16 protein-coding genes are annotated in these 22,099 nt (G+C 60.4%); 9 read left to right on the top strand and 7 right to left on the bottom strand.

Annotation, left to right across the window (positions count from 1 at the left end):
* Positions 1 to 9: 9 nt before the first annotated feature.
* Together ACK9YZ_RS08225 and gyrA are read right to left on the bottom strand one after the other, a co-directional pair.
* A complete protein-coding gene (locus ACK9YZ_RS08225; protein ID WP_416066235.1) occupies positions 10 to 1,503 on the bottom strand; it encodes an FAD-binding oxidoreductase in 1,494 nt (497 codons plus the stop codon).
* A gap of 90 nt (positions 1,504 to 1,593) precedes the next feature.
* Positions 1,594 to 4,395 (bottom strand): DNA gyrase subunit A, encoded by a 2,802-nt coding sequence (gene gyrA / locus ACK9YZ_RS08220; RefSeq protein ID WP_416066234.1) that lies wholly within the window; start codon positions 4,393 to 4,395, stop codon positions 1,594 to 1,596.
* Positions 4,396 to 4,620: 225 nt separating this feature from the next.
* On the opposite strand from gyrA, the gene ACK9YZ_RS08215 reads away from it, so the two are divergent.
* The gene (locus ACK9YZ_RS08215; protein WP_183729299.1) at positions 4,621 to 5,268 is read left to right on the top strand and encodes a MarC family protein; all 648 of its coding nucleotides are present in this window, start codon (positions 4,621 to 4,623) and stop codon (positions 5,266 to 5,268) included.
* A gap of 47 nt (positions 5,269 to 5,315) precedes the next feature.
* Here the strand turns inward: ACK9YZ_RS08215 and ACK9YZ_RS08210 are convergent, their stop codons facing one another.
* Positions 5,316 to 5,858: a single-stranded DNA-binding protein gene (locus tag ACK9YZ_RS08210; protein ID WP_416066233.1), complete on the bottom strand. Its 543-nt coding sequence runs from the start codon at positions 5,856 to 5,858 to the stop codon at positions 5,316 to 5,318.
* Between the two features lie 255 nt (positions 5,859 to 6,113).
* Between ACK9YZ_RS08210 and uvrA the strand changes: the two genes are divergently transcribed.
* From uvrA to ACK9YZ_RS08195, 3 genes are read left to right on the top strand one after another with little or no spacing between them, the layout of a single operon-like run.
* The gene (gene uvrA, locus ACK9YZ_RS08205; protein ID WP_416066232.1) at positions 6,114 to 9,038 is read left to right on the top strand and encodes an excinuclease ABC subunit UvrA; all 2,925 of its coding nucleotides are present in this window, start codon (positions 6,114 to 6,116) and stop codon (positions 9,036 to 9,038) included.
* Complete coding sequence (locus ACK9YZ_RS08200) at positions 9,035 to 9,496, top strand: GNAT family N-acetyltransferase (protein WP_416066231.1); 462 nt, start codon at positions 9,035 to 9,037, stop codon at positions 9,494 to 9,496. Before uvrA ends, ACK9YZ_RS08200 begins: the two co-directional genes overlap by 4 nt.
* A gap of 24 nt (positions 9,497 to 9,520) precedes the next feature.
* Positions 9,521 to 10,327 (top strand): DUF72 domain-containing protein, encoded by an 807-nt coding sequence (locus tag ACK9YZ_RS08195; protein ID WP_416066230.1) that lies wholly within the window; start codon positions 9,521 to 9,523, stop codon positions 10,325 to 10,327.
* A 4-nt stretch (positions 10,328 to 10,331) separates the two neighbouring features.
* On the opposite strand, the gene ACK9YZ_RS08190 is transcribed toward ACK9YZ_RS08195, so the two are convergent.
* Positions 10,332 to 11,804 (bottom strand): NAD(P)H-hydrate dehydratase, encoded by a 1,473-nt coding sequence (locus tag ACK9YZ_RS08190; protein WP_416066229.1) that lies wholly within the window; start codon positions 11,802 to 11,804, stop codon positions 10,332 to 10,334.
* Positions 11,805 to 12,149: 345 nt separating this feature from the next.
* Between ACK9YZ_RS08190 and ACK9YZ_RS08185 the strand changes: the two genes are divergently transcribed.
* The 3 genes from ACK9YZ_RS08185 to hspQ all read left to right on the top strand — a co-directional run bounded on the left by ACK9YZ_RS08185 (position 12,150) and on the right by hspQ (position 14,458).
* Complete coding sequence (locus ACK9YZ_RS08185; RefSeq protein ID WP_003539626.1) at positions 12,150 to 12,488, top strand: P-II family nitrogen regulator; 339 nt, start codon at positions 12,150 to 12,152, stop codon at positions 12,486 to 12,488.
* Between the two features lie 80 nt (positions 12,489 to 12,568).
* Complete coding sequence (gene glnA, locus ACK9YZ_RS08180; protein ID WP_183729318.1) at positions 12,569 to 13,978, top strand: type I glutamate--ammonia ligase; 1,410 nt, start codon at positions 12,569 to 12,571, stop codon at positions 13,976 to 13,978.
* A 150-nt stretch (positions 13,979 to 14,128) separates the two neighbouring features.
* Positions 14,129 to 14,458, top strand: coding sequence for a heat shock protein HspQ (gene hspQ / locus ACK9YZ_RS08175; protein ID WP_416066228.1), 330 nt, complete (start codon positions 14,129 to 14,131; stop codon positions 14,456 to 14,458).
* Positions 14,459 to 14,617: 159 nt separating this feature from the next.
* Here the strand turns inward: hspQ and ACK9YZ_RS08170 are convergent, their stop codons facing one another.
* Complete coding sequence (locus ACK9YZ_RS08170) at positions 14,618 to 15,289, bottom strand: invasion associated locus B family protein (RefSeq protein WP_416066227.1); 672 nt, start codon at positions 15,287 to 15,289, stop codon at positions 14,618 to 14,620.
* Between the two features lie 286 nt (positions 15,290 to 15,575).
* Between ACK9YZ_RS08170 and ACK9YZ_RS08165 the strand changes: the two genes are divergently transcribed.
* On the top strand, positions 15,576 to 17,378 hold the full coding sequence (locus tag ACK9YZ_RS08165) for an extracellular solute-binding protein (RefSeq protein ID WP_416066226.1): 1,803 nt from the start codon (positions 15,576 to 15,578) through the stop codon (positions 17,376 to 17,378).
* A 126-nt stretch (positions 17,379 to 17,504) separates the two neighbouring features.
* The gene (locus ACK9YZ_RS08160) at positions 17,505 to 18,176 is read left to right on the top strand and encodes a DsbA family oxidoreductase (protein WP_416066225.1); all 672 of its coding nucleotides are present in this window, start codon (positions 17,505 to 17,507) and stop codon (positions 18,174 to 18,176) included.
* 62 nt (positions 18,177 to 18,238) lie between these two features.
* Here the strand turns inward: ACK9YZ_RS08160 and mfd are convergent, their stop codons facing one another.
* The gene (mfd, locus tag ACK9YZ_RS08155) at positions 18,239 to 21,745 is read right to left on the bottom strand and encodes a transcription-repair coupling factor (RefSeq protein WP_416066224.1); all 3,507 of its coding nucleotides are present in this window, start codon (positions 21,743 to 21,745) and stop codon (positions 18,239 to 18,241) included.
* The gene (locus tag ACK9YZ_RS08150; RefSeq protein WP_216757988.1) at positions 21,742 to 22,044 is read right to left on the bottom strand and encodes a succinate dehydrogenase assembly factor 2; all 303 of its coding nucleotides are present in this window, start codon (positions 22,042 to 22,044) and stop codon (positions 21,742 to 21,744) included. Before ACK9YZ_RS08150 ends, mfd begins: the two co-directional genes overlap by 4 nt.
* Positions 22,045 to 22,099: the final 55 nt, after the last annotated feature.

Genomic DNA, 22,099 nt, shown 5'->3' with positions numbered 1-22,099 from the left:
CAAATCCTCCTAGAGGCTTCCGAGATAGCGATCCCAGAAATGATTGCGGAAGGTAAGGCCGGGATCGAGCCGACGCTTGGCCGCTCCAAATTCCCCAGCGCGAGGATAGGCGCGGGTGAACTGATCCAGCCGGGCATGCGGGCGATATGGCAGATAATAGCTGCCGCCGATTGCGAGCACGCGCTCGATCAGCGCTTCCGTCATACGCCGCATGTCGGCCTCGCCCCTCACCGTCTTTTCCTGCGAGAAAAGCATGACCGCGGCAATCCGAGGTTCCGTCGCGTAAGCCAATACGCTGTCGCGGTCGGTATCGACATAACGCAGCGTGATGTTGAGAAGCTGCTGGTAGGAGGCGGGAATGACATCCTGGCAGGCTGCAACGAAATCGGCGAATCGCGAGGGTGAGACGAAATATTCGTGCAGGATATCCGTTCGGGACGGATCACGGTCATCGAGGGTGATGACGGGTTCGTTCATCAGACTGTTGCGCGTCGCCTGGCCGGCGAGCGACGGATTGACAACGGCCTCGGTCCACCAGCGGAAATGCTTGGCCGTGTCGGAACCGAGCTGCGCCCGGAAGATTTCACGCGAGACGTGGCTGACGAAACCGGAGCCGGAGGCGGGCGGTATCTTCGTCTGGTCCGGCGCGGCCCGGTAAGTGATCAGCAGCGCATCTTCAAAGAAACGATCGCGCGAAATATCCATGCGCCCATAGGCCATGTTGATCGAGCTGTCGCCTGCGAGCACCTCGGCAAAGCGCCGGCCCAGATCTTCGCCCGCCAGATGCTCGAAGGTCGGCTGCAGAAGCACGTTCGGCACCATGTCGAGCTCGAGTTCGGTGACAACGCCGAAAAGCCCGTATCCGCCCATGGCGTGATTGAAAAGCTCGGTATTTTCCGTCCGCGAGCAGGTCAAAAGGCTGCCGTCCGCCGTCATCAGCCTGATGGAACGGACGGTGCTGCCGCAGGCGCTGAAAGGAACCGGCCAGCCATGCGCATTGACCGAAAAGGTGCTGGCGACGCCGAAATCGTTGTTGGACTGCATGACGGCGGGCGAAAAGCCGATCGCATCGAGCTTGGAAATGATCATCGACCAGCGAGTGCCGGCGGCGACACGGTAGGTCTTGGCGGCCGTATCTGCCTCCAGCCAGTCCTGATCGAGCGTCAGCGCCGTGCCATTTTCGGCAAGGCTCTGGCCGCCCATCGAATGGCGCGCGGCGCTGGCGATGAAGGGCCTGTTTGCCTTGACGGCTTCAGCGAGCGCCGCACGCAACTGGCCGGTCATGGCATCCTGCGGCGGCTCCTTGACGGTCAGATGGGCCGCGACCCGGGTCGGCGTCAGCTCTCCGGCGTCATTGAGAATGGTCGTGCCGTCGTCTACGGGAAGTTCTGTTGGAAAGGCTGGTCCGGGATCGCTTTGCGGCTGAAGCAGGAAACGTCCCGCCACGACACCCGCTGTTGCCGAAATGCCGGCCAGCACCCCTCGCCTTGTCCACCTGCCCACAGTATTCCCCCGGATGAATCGGCAAGTCCTTCATAGCGCAAAAAAACCGGGCGGCAGGGACCGCCCGGTCTGCAATGAGAAAGAGGTGAATTATTCGCCCGATGGGGTTTCGTCAGCTTCGCCCGCCGCGGCAGCTTCGCCTTCGGAAACCACGGCTTCCTCACCGTTTTCCGCCGTCTCTTCCTCTTCCGGCTCGCTGATGCGCTCGACCGAAACGACCTTCTCATCCTTGGCGGTGGAGAAGATCGTGACGCCCTTGGTCGCGCGGCTGGCGATGCGGATACCGCCCACCGGAACGCGGATCAGCTGGCCGCCATCCGAGACGAGCATGATCTGGTCGCCGTCGTCGATCGGGAAGGCGGCGACAAGTTCGCCGATTTCGCCTGTTTTCGACGTGTCAGTGGCACGGATACCCTTGCCGCCGCGGCCGGAGATGCGGAAATCGTAGGAAGACGAGCGCTTGCCGAAGCCCTTTTCCGAAACCGTCAGCACGAATTGCTCGCGTGCCTTCAGCTCTTCATAACGCTCATCGGAGAGCTGTCCCTCTTCGGTGACTTCCTCACCGACCAGAGCGATATCCTCTTCGTCCACGCCCGTCGCACGACGTTCGGCGGCAGAGCGCTTGAGATAAGCGGCGCGCTCCCACGGCTCGGCATCGACATGGCCGACAATCGTCATCGAAATGATGCGGTCGCCATCGCCGAGATTGATGCCGCGCACGCCGATCGAGTTGCGGCCGGCAAAAACGCGGACGTCATCGACCGGGAAGCGGATGCACTGGCCGAGCGCCGTCGTCAGCAGAACGTCGTCCCGATCCGTGCAGGTCTCGACGGAGAGGATTTCATCGCCCTCTTCGTCCAGCTTCATGGCGATCTTGCCGTTACGGTTCACCTGGACGAAGTCCGACAACTTGTTGCGGCGGACTGTGCCACGCGTCGTCGAGAACATAACGTCGAGGTTATCCCAGCTGTCCTCATCCTCAGGCAACGGCAGGATGGTGGTGATGCGTTCTCCTGCCTCCAGCGGCAGCATATTGATCAGCGCTTTGCCGCGCGAGGTCGGCGTGCCGATCGGCAGACGCCAGACCTTTTCCTTGTAGACGATGCCGCGCGATGAGAAGAACAGAACCGGCGTATGGGTATTGACAACGAATAGCCGGCTAACAAAATCCTCGTCACGGGTAGTCATGCCCGAGCGACCCTTGCCGCCGCGGCGCTGCGCACGATAGGTCGTCAGCGGTACCCGCTTGATATAGCCGAGATGCGATACCGTGACGACCATGTCTTCGCGGGCTATGAGATCCTCATCGTCCATTTCGAGACCGCCATCAATGATCTCGGTGCGGCGCGGTGTGCCGAACTCGTCGCGAACGGCAATCAGCTCGTCCTTGACGATCGTCTGGATGCGGACACGCGACGACAGGATATCGAGGTAATCCTTGATCTCCTCGCCTATCTTATTGAGTTCATCGCCAATTTCGTCGCGGCCGAGGGCCGTCAGGCGGGCAAGGCGCAGCTCGAGGATCGCCCGAGCCTGCTCTTCCGAGAGGTTATAAGTAAGGTCCTCGTTGATGCGATGGCGCGGATCATCGATGAGGCGGATGAGGCTTTCGACATCTTCCGCCGGCCAGCGGCGGGTCATCAGTTCTTCGCGGGCGGACTGCGGGTCCGGCGCCTGACGGATGACGCGGATGACTTCATCGATATTGGCGACCGCAATTGCCAGGCCGACCAAGACGTGCGCACGTTCACGCGCCTTACGAAGCAGGAATTTCGTTCTCCGGCTAACGACCTCCTCACGGAAGGAGACGAAGGCACGAAGCATGTCGAGCAGCGTCAGCTGTTCCGGCTTGCCGCCGTTCAGCGCCACCATGTTGCAGCCGAAGGAGGTCTGCAGCGGTGTGTAACGATAGAGCTGGTTTAGGATGACGTCGGCGTTTGCGTCACGCTTCAGCTCGACGACGACGCGATAGCCCTGGCGATCGGATTCGTCACGCAGATCGGAGATGCCTTCGATGCGCTTCTCGCGCACCAGTTCGGCCATCTTCTCGATCATCGTCGCCTTGTTTACCTGATAGGGAATTTCGGTGATGATGATCTGTTCGCGATCACCGCGCATCGGCTCGATGGTGGCAACACCACGCATAACGACGGAACCGCGGCCGGTTTCGTAGGCTGAACGGATGCCGGAACGGCCGAGGATCTTGGCACCGGTCGGGAAGTCGGGACCCGGAATGATCTGCATCAGCTCCGGCAGTTCGATTGCCGGATCGTTGATCAGCGCGATACAGCCGTCGATCACCTCGGAGAGGTTATGCGGCGGAATGTTGGTCGCCATGCCGACGGCAATGCCACCTGCGCCGTTGACCAGAAGATTCGGGAACTTGGCGGGAACGACGACCGGCTCGGACAGCGTGCCGTCATAGTTGTCGCGGAAGTCGACCGTTTCCTTGTCGAGGTCGTCGAGCAGCGAATGCGCGGCCTTCTGCAGGCGGCATTCGGTGTAACGTTCAGCCGCCGGCGGATCGCCATCGACGGAGCCGAAATTGCCTTGACCGTCGATGAGCGGCAGTCGCAAAGACCAGTCCTGCGCCATACGGGCCAAAGCGTCATAAATCGCGGCATTGCCGTGCGGATGGTATTTACCCATCACGTCCCCGGTAACACGAGCGCATTTGACGTATTTCTTGTTCCAGTCGATGCCGAGCTCGGACATGCCGTATAGGATGCGCCGATGCACGGGCTTCAGGCCATCGCGCACGTCGGGCAGCGCTCGGGACACGATCACGCTCATCGCGTAATCGAGATACGACCGCTGCATTTCCTCCATAATAGAGATCGGCTCAATGCCTGGCGGGAGCTTCCCGCCGCCGGGGGGTGTTTGCTCAGTCAAAACGGTTCACGTTCTCTTCTAGAATCACTTGAAGATTTATAGCGGAAAGCCTGTTCCCGCGCCAATTTGGCCAGGGGTTTTGAACAGGCTTTTGCGGTCGAAAGAGGGCAAATCACGGCATTTGCCCATGGGTAGGAAACAATCAGCGATCATGCATTTGCCAAATCGGAAGCCGCACAGCACAATCATCAAAAACAAGCATCTATATGGGGTTTTGAAGAAGCGATGGCAAGCGCCGACCAACTGATCAACGCGTTCACGACGCTGCTCGTTACCATCGATCCGCCGGGGCTCGCGCCGCTCTTTCTCGGCCTCACTGTCGGCATGAGCCGGCCGGAGCGAAAACAGGTGGCGCTGCGCGGCACGACGATCGCCTTCATCATCCTTGCCGTTTTCGCGCTCTTCGGTTCCAGCGTGCTCGGTGTGCTCGGCATCTCGATTGGCGCCTTCCGGTTGGCCGGCGGGCTGCTGCTTTTCTGGATCGCCTTCGAGATGGTCTTCGAACGGCGGCAGGACCGCAAGGAAAAGACTACGGAAGTGGCAATCACCAAGGATCATATCGAGAATATCGCCGTCTTCCCGCTGGCGCTGCCGCTAATTGCCGGGCCGGGTGCGATCTCGGCGACGATCCTGCTTGGAGGCACCCTGCCCTCCACGGTCGAGCGCGCGCAGCTGATCGGCGTCATCGCCGGCTGCCTGCTGATCACGCTACTGGTGCTCTTCCTTGCCGACCGGCTCGACCGCTTCCTCGGCGTCACCGGCCGGGCGATCCTGACCCGCCTTCTCGGCGTCATCCTGGCAGCCCTTGCCGCTCAATTCGTCGTGGATGGCGCCAAATCCGCACTCAATCTGATCAGCGCCACGCCGACATGAAAACGGCGCCAGAAGGCGCCGTCATCACAACGTCAGGATAGCGTCGATCAAAACGGGATATCGTCGTCGAGATCGCGCGAGAAGTTTCCGCCGCCACCGCTGTTGTTGCCGCTGCCACCACGATTACCGCCGCTGCTGCGGCCACCGCCGGAGGACGAGCCGGAGCCATAGTCGTCGCCACCGAAATCATCCCCGCCTCGACCGCCGCCGAAGCCGGAGCCAGCACCGCCACCTTCACCGCGCCCGTCGAGCATCGTCAGCGTCGAATTGAAGCCCTGCAGCACGATTTCCGTCGAGTAACGATCGTTGCCGTTCTGGTCCTGCCACTTGCGTGTCTGGAGAGCGCCTTCGATATAAAGCTTGGCGCCCTTTTTTACATATTGCTCGACGACCTTGCAGAGGCCTTCGCTGAAGACCACGACGGTGTGCCATTCGGTCTTCTCGCGGCGCTCGCCGGAATTGCGGTCGCGCCAGGTTTCCGAGGTCGCGATGCGAAGATTGGCGATCGGCCGGCCATCCTGCGTCCGGCGGATTTCGGGGTCGGCGCCCACGTTCCCGACCAGAATTACCTTGTTCACACTGCCAGCCATATTCTTCACCTTACTGCCGCCCTGACCGGCGGCGTTAAAAAATCATCGGCGCACCTTAAACCATAGAGGACAAGCGATGCGCATCCAGGCCCTCTTAATCCACAAGGAATTTTGTTCTTTATTTGTTCTAATAATTCGCTATGATCCTGTCAACAGATTCGAAAACCTTTGTTGTACCGGACATTCAGCCTCGACTCGCCCGCTGGCATCACTAAATAAGGGCTGTCATTCCCCAAACGACTTGAAGCAGAGACGATGAGCGAACTGAAGACGATCTCCATCCGTGGCGCGCGCGAGCATAATCTGAAGGGCATCGACCTCGATCTGCCACGCAACAAGCTGATCGTCATGACCGGCCTTTCCGGCTCCGGCAAATCCTCGCTCGCCTTCGACACAATCTATGCCGAAGGCCAGCGCCGCTACGTCGAAAGCCTTTCGGCCTATGCGCGCCAGTTCCTGGAAATGATGCAGAAGCCCGATGTCGACCAGATCGACGGGCTTTCGCCGGCGATCTCGATCGAGCAGAAGACGACCTCGCGCAACCCGCGCTCGACGGTCGGTACCGTCACCGAAATCTACGACTATATGCGCCTGCTCTTTGCGCGTGTCGGCGTCCCCTATTCGCCTGCGACCGGCCTGCCGATCGAGAGCCAGACCGTGAGCCAGATGGTCGACCGGGTGCTCGCCTTCGAGGAAGGCACGCGTCTCTATATATTGGCTCCGATGATCCGCGGTCGTAAGGGCGAATATAAGAAAGAGCTGGCGGAGCTCATGAAAAAAGGCTTCCAGCGCGTCAAGGTGGATGGGCAGTTCTACGAAATCGCCGACGCGCCAACGCTCGACAAGAAATACAAGCATGATATCGACGTGGTCATCGACCGTATCGTCGTGCGGCCCGATATGGCCTCGCGCCTTGCCGACAGTTTCGAGACGGCGCTGAAGCTCGCAGACGGCCTTGCCGTTGCCGAATTTGCCGACAAGCCGCTGCCGCCGGAGGAAACCTCGGCCGGTGGCTCGGCCAACAAGTCGCTTAACGAGACGCACGAGCGCGTGCTGTTTTCGGAAAAATTTGCCTGCCCCGTCTCCGGCTTCACCATTCCGGAGATCGAACCGCGGCTCTTTTCGTTCAACAATCCCTTCGGCGCCTGCCCGACCTGCGACGGTCTAGGCTCGCAGCAGAAGATCGACCCCGATCTGATCGTACCCGAGCCGGAACGCACGCTGCGCGACGGCGCGATTGCGCCCTGGGCCAAGTCGACCTCGCCCTACTACAATCAGACGCTCGAAGCGCTCGGCAAACATTTCGGCTTCAAGCTCGGCAGCCGCTGGAACGACCTTCCTGAAAAGGCCAAGGATGTGATCCTGAACGGCACTGAGGAGAAGATCGAGTTCCACTATGCCGACGGCGCGCGCTCCTATACGACCTCGAAGAATTTCGAGGGCATCGTGCCCAATCTCGAACGGCGCTGGAAAGAGACGGATTCGGCCTGGGCGCGCGAGGATATCGAGCGCTTCATGTCGGCGGCCCCCTGCCCGGCCTGTAACGGTTTTCGCCTGAAGCCGGAAGCCCTGGCGGTCAAGATCAACAAGCTGCATATCGGCGAAGTCACCCAAATGTCGATCCGCATCGCACGCGACTGGTTCGAAGCGCTGCCGGCAACTTTCAATGCCAAACAGAACGAGATTGCCGTGCGCATTCTCAAGGAAATCCGTGACCGCCTGCGCTTCCTGAACGACGTCGGCCTGGAATATCTGAGCCTGTCGCGCAATTCCGGCACGCTGTCCGGCGGCGAAAGCCAACGTATTCGCCTTGCTTCGCAGATCGGATCGGGCCTGACCGGCGTTCTTTACGTGCTCGACGAACCGTCGATCGGCCTGCACCAGCGCGACAATGCCCGTCTGCTGGATACGCTGAAGCATCTGCGCGATATCGGCAATACGGTCATCGTGGTCGAACACGACGAGGATGCGATCCTGACGGCCGACGACGTGGTCGATATCGGCCCTGCGGCCGGCGTCCATGGCGGCCAGGTGGTGGCGCATGGCACGCCGCAGGAAATCATGGCCAATCCCAAGTCGCTGACCGGCAAATATCTCTCCGGCGAACTCGGCGTGGCCCTGCCGGATGAACGCCGCAAGCCAAAGAAGGGCAAGGAGATCAGGGTCGTCGGTGCCCGCGGCAACAATCTGAAAAACGTCACGGCGGCCATCCCGCTCGGCGTCTTCACTGCGGTGACGGGTGTGTCCGGCGGCGGCAAGTCCACCTTCCTGATCGAAACGCTCTACAAGTCGGCGGCGCGGCGTGTCATGGGCGCGCGCGAGATCCCCGCCGATCACGATCGTATCGACGGGTTCGAGCATATCGACAAGGTCATCGACATCGACCAGTCGCCGATCGGCCGCACGCCGCGTTCGAACCCGGCCACCTATACCGGCGCCTTCACGCCCATCCGCGACTGGTTTGCCGGCCTGCCGGAAGCCAAAGCGCGCGGCTACCAGCCGGGCCGCTTCTCCTTCAACGTCAAGGGCGGCCGCTGCGAGGCGTGCCAGGGTGATGGCGTCATCAAGATCGAAATGCACTTCCTGCCCGACGTCTATGTCACCTGCGACGTTTGCCACGGCAAGCGCTACAATCGCGAAACGCTCGACGTCACCTTCAAGGGCAAGTCGATTTCCGACGTGCTGGATATGACGGTGGAAGAAGGCGTCGAATTCTTCACTGCGGTCCCGGCCGTGCGTGACAAGCTGCAATCGCTCTTCGACGTCGGCCTCGGTTACATCAAGGTCGGCCAGCAGGCCAATACGCTTTCGGGCGGGGAAGCCCAACGCGTCAAGCTCGCCAAGGAATTGTCGAAGCGCTCGACAGGCCGCACACTCTATATTCTCGACGAGCCGACCACCGGCCTGCATTTCCATGACGTCGCCAAACTTCTGGAAATGCTGCATGAACTGGTGAACCAGGGCAATTCGGTCGTTGTCATCGAGCATAATCTCGAAGTCATCAAGACCGCCGACTGGATCCTCGACTTCGGACCCGAGGGTGGCGATGGGGGCGGCGAGATCGTGGCCGTTGGCACGCCGGAGGCGATCGTCAAGGAGAAGCGCTCCTATACGGGCCAGTTCCTCAGGGAATTGCTGGAGCGGCGGCCGGTCAAGAAGGCGGTCGCGGCGGCAGAATGACGATGCGGCTTGCCACGATTGCGGAGTTGCCTGCCGTCGTGGCGCTGACGACCGCCGCCTATCAGCCCTATACCGATCTTTTCGGCTATCCGCCGATCCCGGTGACGGAAGACTATGAGCCACGGATCGAACGAGGCGAAGTCTGGCTGCAGGAGGCGGATGGCGCGGTGGCGGGGCTCTCAGTGGTCGAGCGCCATACCGATCACCTGATGCTTTTCAGCATCGCGGTATCGCCGGACTTTCAAGGTGCGGGACATGGCATGGCCATGCTTCGCTGGCTGGAGGACAGGGCGCGGGAATGGGCCGTGCCGGAGATCCGTCTTTACACCAATGCGCGGATGGAGCGGAACATCACCCTCTATTCCGCCTTCGGTTTTCAGGAAACGGGTCGCCGGCCCAATCCCTATCGGCCAGGATGGACTATCGTCGATATGGCGAAAAAGATCGGCGCGATCTGAGGGATCGCAAGTGAGGAGGAACAGATGAGCAAATCGGGCACGATCCGCGTGGGTATCGGCGGCTGGACGTTCGAACCTTGGCGCGGCCATTTCTTTCCCGCCGATCTCAAACAGAAGGATGAGCTGAACTATGCCAGCCGCCAGCTGAAGGTCATCGAGGTCAACGGTACCTACTACAGCACGCAGAAGCCTGCGGTTTTCGCAAAGTGGGCGGCCGATGTGCCTGAAGGTTTCATCTTTTCGCTGAAGGCGACGCGCTTTACCACCAATCGACGGGTACTTGCCGAGGCTGGTGAATCGATGGAGAAATTTCTCTCGTCCGGCATCAGCGAACTCGGCGATCATCTCGGCCCCCTGCTCTGGCAGTTCGCGCCGACGAAGAAATTCGATCCCGCTGATTTCGAGGCCTTCCTGAAACTGCTGCCGGAAAAGCAGGACGGGCTGAAGCTGCGCCATGTCGTGGAAGTCCGGCACGATTCCTTCAAGGTGCCGGAATTCATCGCACTGCTCGAGAAATACAGCGTGGCGCCTGTCTGCGCCGAGCATTTCGACTATCCGATGATTGCCGATGTGACGGCGGACTTCGTCTATACGCGGCTGCAGAAAGGATCGGACGATATTCCGACCTGCTATCCGGAACCGGAGCTGAAGGACTGGAGCAAGCGGCTCCAGACGTGGGCCGAGGGCAAGGTGCCTGACGACCTGCCACTGATCGACAAGGATAGGAAGGTCAAGGCCGAGCCGCGCGACGTCTTCGCCTTCATGATCCACGAAGGCAAGGTCAATGCGCCGCATGGGGCAATCGCCCTGCAGAAGCGGATCGATCAATAATCCTTTAGAAGGGCAGCACGTGCGCGGCGAGGTCTTCGGCCGTCAGGCCCTTGCCGGCACGATGTCCAGCCTCTCCATGCAACCAGACGCCGGCAGCCGCCGCCTCGAAGGCAGGCAGGCCCTGGGCGAGCAAGCCGCCGATGATGCCGGCCAGCACATCGCCGGAACCGGCGGTGGCGAGCCATACCGGGGCATTGGCGTTGATCAGCGCCCGACCGTCCGGCGAGGCGATGACCGTATCGGCACCCTTATAGATGACAGCGGCGTTGGCGCGGCTGGCAGCGGCGAGAGCCTTATCCACCTTGCCTGCCTTCTTGTCGGCCGCAATATCGGGAAAGAGGCGGGCGAATTCACCGTCATGCGGCGTCAGGACGAGCCGAGGCTCTCCCTTGAACAGCTCGAAAAGCGCCTGCGGATCGTCCTTGAAGGAGCTGATGCCGTCCGCGTCGAGAACGAGATGGCGCTCGCGCAGCAGCGACACGAAATCGCGGGCCTTCTTTCCAATGCCGAAACCGGGGCCGAGAACGAAGCTCTGAAGGCGTGCGTCCTTCAGCCAGTCCTCCAAAGCGGCTGCATCGTCGATGGCGTGCAGCATGACGGCTGTCAGATGGGCGCTGTTGGCGGCGAGAGCTTCCACCGGCGCGGCGATGGTGACCAGCCCGGCCCCAGACTTGAGGCCTGCCGTCGCCGACATGCGGGCCGCCCCCGTCTTGCTTGCCTTTCCCGAAAACACGACCAGATGGCCGCGCTTGTATTTGTGGGTCTCCACCTGCTCGGCCGGCATGGCAGCGCGCCAGGCGGCGGGCGTGTTCTCAGCCACGAGGCCGCTCGTCTGCGCCCTGATGACGCGGCCGGGAATGCCGATGTCGAAGACTTCCAGCTCGCCGCAAAGCTCCCTGCCCGGCATCAGCAGATGGCCGGGCTTACGGGTCATGAAGGTCACCGTATGTGCCGCACGGAAGGCAGCTCCGAGCACGGCACCCGTGCGGCCGTCGAGGCCGGAGGGCAGATCGATGGCGATGACGGGAGTTCCTGCCTTGCCGACCTTGTGGATCAGATCGGCGACCTCGGATGGCACATCGCGTGCAAGGCCGGCTCCGAAAAGGCCGTCGATGATGACATCACCCTGCTGCTGGTCGTAGCGCGCAATATCCTGCCCCTTCAGTGCACAGGCCGCCCTGGCGCGGCCTGCATCGCCCTTCAGTTTTTCCGGGTTGCCAAGATGGAAGATCTCCACTCGTCCACCACTCTCCTGCAGGAGCCGGGCGACGATATAACCGTCACCGCCATTGTTGCCGGGGCCGCAGAACACCGCGAAACGTTGTGCGCCGGGATAAAGACGCAATGCTGCAGCGGCGACCGCGGCACCTGCCTTTTCCATTAGGCCATAAGAATCGATTCCGGATTCGGCTGCAGCCTTATCGGCCGCAGCCATTTCGACAGGGGTGAGAAGAAGATCGGCGAGGGGTTTGCTCATGCCGCTATTCAATTCAAAAAGCGCCTAAAAAACAACCGCATGATTATCATGACGAAAGAGCAGATATTGTGCATTTGCCTATTTTTAAGCCTCTCCGCGACGAGCCAAAAGAAACTATGAGTCGACGGATTTTTTCAATTTTTGCGCCATTTTTGATCAAAACGCACTATTGTTCACCTCGTTTTTTCATCAAAGCGACACGGAAACGCGGGCAAACCGGGCTTTGTGCATAAAATTCGACGATTTTTTGCCTGAGACGGATTTCAAACTGGCACGATATCTGCATCATATCCCGCGAGCGGGAAAGTTCCTGCTTTAACGGGAGAAGCGGAGAGACATTTTCTCATGAAAAAGATCGAAGCGATCATTAAGCCTTTCAAGCTGGACGAGGTGAAGGAAGCCCTTCAGGAAGTCGGCCTGCAGGGTATCACCGTCACGGAAGCGAAGGGCTTCGGTCGCCAGAAGGGCCATACCGAACTCTACCGCGGCGCCGAATATGTCGTCGATTTCCTGCCGAAGGTGAAGGTTGAGGTCGTGCTCGCAGATGAAAACGCGGAAGCCGTCATCGACGCGATCCGCAAGGCCGCGCAGACGGGGCGCATCGGCGACGGAAAGATTTTCGTTTCCAACGTCGAAGAGGTCATCCGCATCCGCACCGGTGAAACCGGTATCGATGCCATCTGACCGGCTTTGCCTCTCGGCAAAGCTTGATCATCCTCATCGCACTTAATGTAACGTCATCACAAAAACAGAGGAAGCATTTCATGGCGAGTGCAAGCGAAATCCTGAAGCAGATCAAGGACAACGACGTGAAGTTCGTCGACCTGCGCTTCACTGACCCCAAGGGCAAGCTGCAGCACGTTACGATGGACGTCGTCTGCGTCGATGAAGACATGTTCGCCGACGGCGTCATGTTCGACGGTTCCTCGATCGGCGGCTGGAAGGCCATCAACGAGTCCGATATGGTGCTGATGCCCGACCCGGAAACGGTGCATATGGACCCGTTCTTCGCCCAGTCGACCATGGTCATCGTCTGCGACATCCTCGACCCGGTTTCCGGCGAGGCCTACAACCGCGACCCGCGCGGCACCGCCAAGAAGGCCGAAGCCTATCTGAAGGCATCCGGTATCGGCGACACGGTCTTCGTCGGCCCGGAAGCCGAGTTCTTCGTCTTCGACGACGTCAAATACAAGGCTGACCCCTACAATACCGGCTTCAAGCTCGATTCCACCGAACTGCCGTCGAACGACGACACCGACTATGAGACCGGTAACCTCGGCCATCGTCCGCGCGTCAAGGGCGGCTACTTCCCGGTTCCCCCTGTCGATAGCGCCCAGGACATGCGTTCGGAAATGCTGACGGTCCTCTCAGAAATGGGCGTCGTCGTCGAAAAGCATCACCACGAAGTGGCTGCCGCCCAGCACGAGCTCGGCATCAAGTTCGACACGCTCGTCCGCAACGCTGACAAGATGCAGATCTACAAGTATGTGGTCCATCAGGTCGCCAATGCCTACGGCAAGACGGCAACCTTCATGCCGAAGCCGATCTTCGGCGACAACGGCTCGGGCATGCACGTACACCAGTCGATCTGGAAGGGCGGCAAGCCGACCTTCGCCGGCGACGAATATGCAGGCCTCTCCGAAACCTGCCTCTACTACATCGGCGGTATCATCAAGCATGCCAAAGCGATCAACGCCTTCACCAATCCGTCGACGAACTCCTATAAGCGTCTCGTCCCGGGTTATGAAGCTCCGGTGTTGTTGGCCTATTCCGCTCGCAACCGCTCGGCTTCCTGCCGCATCCCGTTCGGCTCCAACCCGAAGGCCAAGCGCGTCGAAGTTCGCTTCCCGGACCCGACCGCCAACCCCTACCTCGCCTTTGCCGCCATGCTGATGGCCGGCCTCGACGGCATCAAGAACAAGATCCATCCCGGCAAGGCCATGGACAAGGACCTCTACGACCTGCCGCCGAAGGAATTGAAGAAGATCCCGACCGTGTGCGGCTCGCTGCGCGAAGCGCTCGAAAGCCTCGACAAGGATCGCAAGTTCCTGACGGCCGGTGGTGTGTTCGACGACGACCAGATCGACGCCTTCATCGAACTGAAGATGGCCGAAGTGATGCGCTTCGAAATGACGCCGCATCCGGTCGAATACGACATGTACTACTCGGCATAAGACAAGAAAGCCCCGGTTCGCCGGGGCTTTCTTCGATCCGGAGGCCATGAAGACCGACGGACCGAGATGTCAGTCATGTGACGAAATCCCGCAAAAATCTTGATTTGTGGGGGACCGATCACCAAATCAGGTGAGAAAGGAAGTCGTACCATGAAAGAAAGAAAAGCAAAATTCAGTATAGGCGAAGTGGTCCGGCACAAGGTTTTTCCGTTTCGCGGCGTCATTTTCGACGTTGATCCGGAGTTCGCGAATACGGAAGAATGGTGGAATTCCATTCCCGCGGAAGTCCGCCCCAGCAAAGACCAGCCGTTCTACCACCTGCTCGCGGAAAACGACGACAGCGAATATGTTGCCTACGTTTCCGAGCAGAACCTGGTGAGTGACGAAAGCGATATGCCGCTTCGCAATCCGCAGGTGGAGCAGATTTTCGACCGCAGCCCGACAGGCCAGTTCAAACCCAAGATGAGCTTCGCCCATTAAGTCGGAACGCAAGACTTCGATGACAAGGCCCCGCATGTCGGGGCCTTTTCTTTCTCGCATATCGTTATCGCAAAACCGCTGGACACTTTTGTTCGACATGCTTTAGCAACAAAAAACCCGGCCTGAAGCCGGGTTTTCGTGAATTCCTGAAAGCACTGATTACTGGGCCTTCGCTGCCTTCTGGGCGTCTTCCAGCTTCTTGCGGGCTTCTTCAGCCTTCTTCTGCATGCTCTCCTGCAGGCTGCGCTGGGTTTCGGCAAGCTTCGATTCGGAAACCGGTGCGCCATCATAAGCGCCGGTGAAGCCTTCGAGCGAAACCTTGACCGGGTTCGGCGCGCGGCGGAAGTTGATCGAGGTGAAAACCACGTCGCTGCCCTTCTTGAGGCTTGCGACCATGGCATCCGTCAGCGGGATTTCAGCCGTGCACTTGTCCGGCAGGCAGACAGCGTAATCGAGCTTCTGGCCCTTGCCGCCATCGATCTGCATGATCACGCCAGGGGGGATCAGACGCGCTGTCTGGACCGAGACCTGAAGGAGCTTGCGGTTGATCTTGCCTGAGACCGAAATCAGGCCGACGGCCGTAACAAGCTGGCCGCCATTGGCGAGAATCAGGTTCTGAACGACGCAGATGTCGTTGTCTTCCTGCTTGCTGCAGGTCTTGTACCAGCCGAGACGCGGTGCGCCGACGGCCTGTGCGGGAGAGTCAGCTGACGCCGCCGGAGCCTGAGCCGCCGCATCCTGTGCAAAGGACGAGACCGGAGCCGAAGCACCGAAGACCACTGCCATAACGGACAGTGCTGCCCGCATTTTCTTTTCAGACTTGAACATCATAACGAATTCCGTCTCCTGATATCCGTTGCGGGGCTACGTTCGGCCGCCCCAACCACCGGGTCGTTCGGCACTCCACCTCTTAAAACATTAAGGCAAATGCATGACCCCCAAAACTTCGGGTCACGTGTTACATCGCGCTGTTGAAGATATCCAGCATTTCTTTGGCAATTTCGCGGGCATTTTGGCACATAGGTAAAGAAAGCGGCGGCCGCGGTTGGAATTGAGCGCTCTCATGCTACCCTTCCGGCGAATCGTGCCCATTGCCGCGCATTAAGGAATTTCAGCAATGCTCCGGATCGCCCTTCTCACCGCTTTCACGCTTGTTGCCGGCGCTGCCGCCGCAGAACCCGTGCATGGTATCGCCATGCATGGCGCACCGGCGCTGCCCGCCGATTACAAGAACTTCCCTTACGTCAATCCCGACGTGAAAAAGGGCGGGAAAATCACTTATGGCGTGGTCGGCACTTTCGACAGCCTCAATCCCTTTATCCTGAAGAGCATGCGCACGACGGCACGCGGCATGTGGGATCCGCAATTCGGCAATCTGATCTACGAATCCATGCTGCAGCGGTCGAGCGACGAACCCTTCACGCTCTATGGGCTGCTGGCCGAAACGGTGGAATGGGATGAAGACCGTAGCTTCATCCAGTTCAATCTCAATCCGAAGGCCAAGTGGTCCGACGGACAATCCGTTACGCCCGAAGACGTTATCTTTTCCTTCGAGCTGCTGCGCGACAAGGGCCGTGTGCCATTCTCCAGCCGCCTCAATCTCGTATCCAAAATGGAGAAGGTCGGCGATCACGGCGTGCGCTTCACCTTCAATGAGAAGGCCGATCGCGAGACGCCGATGATCTTTGGCCTGTTTCCGATCCTGCCGAAACATGCGATCGACCCTGATAGCTTCGATCGCAGCTCGCTCACGCCGCCCATCGGCTCGGGACCTTATAAGATCAAGAGCCTGAAACCAGGCGAAAGCATCACCTACGAGCGAGACCCGAACTACTGGGGCAAGGACATTCCGGCCAAGGTCGGCATGGACAATTACGACCAGCTTACCGTGCAGTATTTCCTGCAGGACACGACGCTGTTCGAGGCCTTCAAGAAGGGCGACATCGATATCTATCTGGAGGGCAATCCGGGGCACTGGGCCAATGCCTATGATTTCCCAGCGGCAACGTCGGGTGCGGTCGTGAAGGACGTGTTCAAACCGAAACTGCCGAGCGGCATGCTGGGCTTCGTCTTCAACACGCGGCGGCCGATCTTTAGCGATATCAAGGTACGCGAGGGTCTGTCACTGGTCTTCGACTTCGAGTGGGCCAACAAGAACCTCTATTCCGGCGCCTACAAGCGCACGCAGAGCTTCTGGCAGAATTCCGATCTCTCAAGTTTCGGGGTACCGGCGGACGCGCGTGAGCTCGCGCTGCTCGGACCGATCAAGGACCAGATCGACCCCGCCATACTTGACGGCAGCTACAAGCTGCCAGTGACCGATGGCTCGGGACGCGACCGCAACGTGCTGAGGCAAGCTGTCGACCTTCTGAAACAAGGGGGCTACACGATCCAGAACGGCAAGATGGCCGATCAGAGTGGCAAGCAGCTCGCCTTCGAGATCATGACCCAGAATGCTGACCAGGAGAAGCTGGCCGTCGCCTACCAGCGATCGCTGCAGACGATCGGCGTCGCCGCGTCGATCCGCACCGTCGACGATTCGCAGTATCAGAGCCGCACGAACAGTTTCGACTATGACATGATCATGAAGGCCTACGCCTCATCGCTGTCACCCGGCAACGAGCAGCTTGGCCGCTGGTCGTCCGCTGCTCGCACGCGTGAAGGGACGGACAGTTTCGCCGGGGCCAACGATCCCAATCTCGATACGCTGATCGACCATCTCTTGCGGGCGCGCTCGACAGAGGATTTCACAGCTTCCGTGCGCTCCTACGACCGGTTGCTGCTGTCCAACCATTATGTGCTGCCGCTCTACCATATCGACCAGCAATGGGTGGCGCGCAACAAGCGCATCGGGCACCCCGATGCGGTTCCACTCTATGGCTATCAGCTGCAAACCTGGTGGGATACGAGCGCGCAATAATCACATCAGCAGGCGCTTCGTTCTATTTCCTTTCTCTTGCCTCGCCCTTCCTCTAAAGATCGTCGAAAACATCATTTATGCAATCGAGCCAACCGTCACTGAGGGATGGCAGAATAGGGAATCACAATGGAACGCATCACCATCGACGTTGTGTCTGATGTCGTCTGCCCCTGGTGCTATCTCGGCAAGGCACGGCTGGAGCTGGCGATCGCCGAAGTGCAGGATGAAGTCGGCGTCGATATCAACTGGCGCCCCTATCGCCTCAATCCGGATTATCCGCCCGAAGGCGTCGACCAGAAGAAGATGCTGGAACAGAAGCTCGGCGGGGCCGAACGCGTGGCTGAGGCACATAAGATGCTGACCAAGTACGGCCGCGAGGTCGGCATCAACTTCAATTTTGAAGCCATCAAGATCGGCCCGAACACGCTCGATGCGCATCGCCTGATCCATTGGGCTGTTGTCGAGGACCGGCAGAAGCAGGAGGCCGTCGTCTCGGCGCTGTTCAAGGCCAATTTCGAGGAAGGCCGCAATGTCGGCGATCACGAAGTGCTGCTCGATATCGCCGAGAAGGCGGGCCTGCAGCGCTCCGTCATTGCCGCCCTGCTCGCTTCGGACGCCGACAGCAGCGTCATTCTCTCGGAAATTGACGCAGCGCAGCGCATGGGCGTCAACGGCGTGCCATTCTTCATCTTCGACCAGCAATATGCCGTCAGCGGTGCCCAGACGCCGGATGTGCTGGCGGGCGCGCTGCGCGAGATCGCCAAGGCGAAGGCCGAAGCACGCGCAGGAATGAACTGACGCTCGTCAGCATCGACAATCTGAAAATACCGTTGGGGCAGTCCGGTTTGACCGGGCTGCCTCTAGTTTTTGGCCAGCTCCGCCAATTGCGTCATGACGACGGCCGCACCCTGCAGGCGCTTTTCCGGCGTCGGCAGGTCGCGCGTCAAGAACAGGCTGTGGTCGGGACGGATCTTCGCCATCGCGCCCTGCTTGCCGATATAGCCGACCAGATTGGCGGGGTTGGGGAATTCCTTGTTGCGGAACTGCACGACGACGCCCTTCGGGCCGGCATCGAGCTTCTCGACATTGGCCGTGCGGCAAAGGGACTTGATATAGACGATCTTCAGCAGGTGCTGGACCTCGACCGGCATCGGCCCGAAGCGGTCGATCATCTCGGCACCGAAGCCATCGATCTCCTTGAGATCGGTGAGTTCGCCGAGGCGGCGGTAGAGCGCCATGCGCAGATGCAGGTCAGGCACGTAACCTTCCGGGATCATCACGGTCGTGCCGACGGATATCTGCGGCGACCAGCCGGTATCCTGGATCTCGTCGACACCCTTCACCTCGGCGACCGCCTCTTCCAGCATCTGCTGGTAAAGCTCGAAACCGACTTCCTTGATATGGCCGGACTGCTCCTCGCCGAGCAGATTGCCGGCGCCTCTGATATCAAGGTCGTGGCTTGCCAGCTGGAAGCCGGCGCCGAGCGTGTCCAGCGACTGCAGTACCTTGAGGCGGCGCTCGGCGGTTGCCGTCAACACCTTGTTGACCGGCAGGGTAAAGAGCGCGAAGGCGCGCACCTTGGAGCGGCCGACGCGGCCGCGCAACTGGTAGAGCTGGGCAAGGCCGAACATATCGGCGCGATGGACGATCAGCGTATTGGCTGTCGGCACATCAAGGCCGGATTCGACGATGGTGGTCGAGAGCAGCACATCATAGCGGCCTTCGTAAAAGGCGTTCATGATGTCTTCCAGCTCGCCGGCCGGCATCTGGCCGTGGGCAACCGCGACCTTCAGTTCCGGCACGTCAGACTGCAGGAAGGCGTGAACGTCTTCCAGATCGGCAAGACGCGGGCAGACATAGAAGCTCTGGCCACCGCGATAGTGCTCGCGCATCAGCGTTTCGCGGATCACGAGGCTGTCGAAGGGCGAAATGAAGGTGCGCACCGCCATGCGGTCTACCGGTGGCGTGGTGATGAGCGACAGTTCGCGCACCCCGGTCATGGCAAGCTGCAGCGTGCGCGGGATTGGCGTTGCCGACAGCGTCAGCACATGCACGTCACTCTTCAGCTCCTTCAGGCGCTCCTTGTGTTTGACGCCGAAATGCTGCTCTTCGTCGATAATCAGCAGGCCGAGATTGGCGAAGTTGATGCCGGCGCCGAGCAGCGCATGGGTACCGACGACGATATCCGTCTTGCCGTCGGCCACTTCCTTTTTCGTGAGCGCCAACTCCTTGGAGCCAACGAGGCGCGAGGCCTGCTGGATGCGGATCGGCAGACCACGGAAGCGCTCTGAGAAGGTCTTGAAATGCTGGCGGGAGAGCAGCGTGGTCGGAACGACGACGGCGACCTGCACACCGTTCATGGCAGCGACGAAGGCGGCGCGCAGTGCAACTTCGGTCTTGCCGAAACCGACGTCACCGCAGACGAGGCGGTCCATCGGACGACCGGCGCCGAGATCGCCGCGCACGGCTTCGATGGCGTTTTCCTGATCTTCCGTTTCGTCATAGGGGAAACGGGCGGCGAATTCGTCGTAGAGTCCTTCCGGGGTCGTCAGTACCGGCGCGTGGCGCGTCAGGCGCTCGGCAGCGATGCGGATCAGCGCATCGGCCATATCCAGCAGCCGCTTCTTGAGCTTGGCTTTGCGCATCTGCCACGCGCCACCGCCGAGCTTGTCGAGCTGCACCTCTGTGCCCTCGCCGCCGAACCGCGACAGGAGATCGATGTTTTCGACCGGCAGGAAGAGTTTGGCATCGTCGGCGTATTGCAGTTCGAGGCAGGCATGCGGCGCACCGGCCGCCTCGATGGTGCGCAGGCCAACAAACCGGCCGATGCCGTGTTCGGCGTGGACGACGATCGATCCTTCGTCTAGGCCGGCGACTTCGGAGATGAAATCGGCCGCGCGCTTGCGCCGTCGGGAGCGGCGCACCATGCGATCGCCGAGAATATCCTGTTCGCCGACGACAATCAGATCACCGGTCTCGAAACCGGATTCCAAGCTGAGCACGGCCGCCGCCGCCTCACCCTTTGCGAGGCCTGCGACATCCTTCAACGCGGCGATCGGCTTGATGCGTTCCAGGCCGTGTTCGTTCAGCACCTGCAGCAGGCGCTCGAGCGAACCCTCGGTCCAGGCCGTGATGACGACCTTCGCGCCGCCGGCGCGCTTATCGGCGATATGTTTGACGACGACGTCGAAGACGTTGACGCGCTCCGCATCGCCGCCGCCTTCGGCATTGGAGCGCGCCCAGCGCGGTCCCTGGCGTGCATCGAGATTGACGACGCGGCGCGCCTCACCTTCATGTTCGTTGAAGGGCGAAACACGGATCGCGTTGATCGCATCGAGCGTGCGGACAAAGGTCTTGCTATCGAGATAAAGCTGACCGGGCGAAACCGGCTTATAGGGTGTGCCCTGCGCCATCTGGCTCTTGCCCGGCTGGCCGGAGTTCAAGCGGGCATCGTAATAGTCGTAGACGAGTTTGGAGCGCTCTTCGGCCGCTTCGCGCACCGTATGATCGGTGACGATGCGGAAACCGGAGAGGTAATCAAACACCGTATCCAGCTTCTCGTAGAACAGCGGCAGCCAGTGCTCCATGCCGGGATAGCGGCGACCCTCTGAGACGGCGAGGTAAAGCGCATCGTCGCGCGTGGCGGCGCCGAACGCGGAGAGGTAGTTCTTGCGGAAGCGGCTGATCGTATCCGGCGTCAGCGTCACCTCGCTCATCGGGTTGAGATCGAGGGAGCGGACCTGTCCGATCGTGCGCTGGCTGGCCGGATCGAAGCTGCGGATACTCTCCAGCGTATCGCCGAAGAAATCGAGACGGACGGGCTCTTCCGAACCGGGCACGAAGACATCGAGAATACCGCCGCGCACGGCATATTCGCCGACCTCGCGCACGGTTGCCACGCGCTCGAAGCCGTTGCGCTCCAGCCGGCCGGCAATATCATCCATCCGCACCTGATTGCCGGGGCGAGCCGAGAAAGCCAGGCTTTCGATGATGTCCTGCGGCGCCACTTTCTGCAGCAGGGCATTGACGGTCACGAGCACGATTGCCGCATGCGGCTTCTTGTGATGTGCGATCAGACCCGAAAGGGCAGCGAGACGCCGTGCCGATGTATCGGCGCTCGGCGAGACGCGGTCATAGGGAAGACAGTCCCAGGCGGGCAGCGTCAGGACGGGAATATCGGGGGCAACGAAGCCCAGCATCTGCTCCAGATCGGCCATGCGCTGACCGTCCGACAGGACATAGGCGACCGGCTCACCATTGCGGGCGAGTTCGGCAAGCAGCAGCGGCTCCATGCCCGCAGGCACGTTGCCGATCGTCAGCGGCTCGGCGGCAGCTGCGAGCTTTTTGGCATCAAAACCAGGGATCATTCCGGTTTCCTGGGCAGGTCGAAATCGGGTTTGTAGGCGGCGATGCGGGCAAACATGGGTGTCCGTAAATGCTCGGGGGTCGGCCAGGTTCCCATGATCCAGCGCACGAGGTCGTTATCCTCTTCGCCCATGATCGCCTCGAACTCGTCGAGTTCGGCTTCGCTCATGGTGGGAAGTTCGTTTTCAGCAAACTGACCGAAGACAAGGTCCATCTCTCTGATACCGCGGTGCCAGCAGCGGAACAGAATCCGGCGGCGGCGGGGGTCGAGACCGGCGCTCGTGAGCGTTACACCTGTCATGGCATCACCTTCCTTGTTGATGCGCCTCTATAGACCCTCGAAAGCGGATTGTCAG

Origin of the sequence: Rhizobium sp. ZK1 (assembly GCF_047782645.1) — a bacterium.
GTDB lineage: Bacteria > Pseudomonadota > Alphaproteobacteria > Rhizobiales > Rhizobiaceae > Rhizobium.
Note: the sequence above shows the minus strand (reverse complement) of the source record. Positions and strands in the feature narration are given on the sequence as shown.

Bases quoted from the DNA above. Each gene is read 5' to 3' on its own strand.
- mfd (WP_416066224.1), bottom strand. From the start codon at position 21,745: ATGATCCCTGGTTTTGATGCCAAAAAGCTCGCAGCTGCCGCCGAGCCG.
- glnA (WP_183729318.1), top strand. From the start codon at position 12,569: ATGGCGAGTGCAAGCGAAATCCTGAAGCAGATCAAGGACAACGACGTG.
- ACK9YZ_RS08215 (WP_183729299.1), top strand. From the start codon at position 4,621: ATGGCAAGCGCCGACCAACTGATCAACGCGTTCACGACGCTGCTCGTT.
- ACK9YZ_RS08185 (WP_003539626.1), top strand. From the start codon at position 12,150: ATGAAAAAGATCGAAGCGATCATTAAGCCTTTCAAGCTGGACGAGGTG.
- uvrA (WP_416066232.1), top strand. From the start codon at position 6,114: ATGAGCGAACTGAAGACGATCTCCATCCGTGGCGCGCGCGAGCATAAT.
- ACK9YZ_RS08170 (WP_416066227.1), bottom strand. From the start codon at position 15,289: ATGATGTTCAAGTCTGAAAAGAAAATGCGGGCAGCACTGTCCGTTATG.
- ACK9YZ_RS08200 (WP_416066231.1), top strand. From the start codon at position 9,035: ATGACGATGCGGCTTGCCACGATTGCGGAGTTGCCTGCCGTCGTGGCG.
- ACK9YZ_RS08150 (WP_216757988.1), bottom strand. From the start codon at position 22,044: ATGACAGGTGTAACGCTCACGAGCGCCGGTCTCGACCCCCGCCGCCGC.
- ACK9YZ_RS08190 (WP_416066229.1), bottom strand. From the start codon at position 11,804: ATGAGCAAACCCCTCGCCGATCTTCTTCTCACCCCTGTCGAAATGGCT.
- ACK9YZ_RS08165 (WP_416066226.1), top strand. From the start codon at position 15,576: ATGCTCCGGATCGCCCTTCTCACCGCTTTCACGCTTGTTGCCGGCGCT.
- ACK9YZ_RS08160 (WP_416066225.1), top strand. From the start codon at position 17,505: ATGGAACGCATCACCATCGACGTTGTGTCTGATGTCGTCTGCCCCTGG.
- ACK9YZ_RS08210 (WP_416066233.1), bottom strand. From the start codon at position 5,858: ATGGCTGGCAGTGTGAACAAGGTAATTCTGGTCGGGAACGTGGGCGCC.
- hspQ (WP_416066228.1), top strand. From the start codon at position 14,129: ATGAAAGAAAGAAAAGCAAAATTCAGTATAGGCGAAGTGGTCCGGCAC.
- ACK9YZ_RS08195 (WP_416066230.1), top strand. From the start codon at position 9,521: ATGAGCAAATCGGGCACGATCCGCGTGGGTATCGGCGGCTGGACGTTC.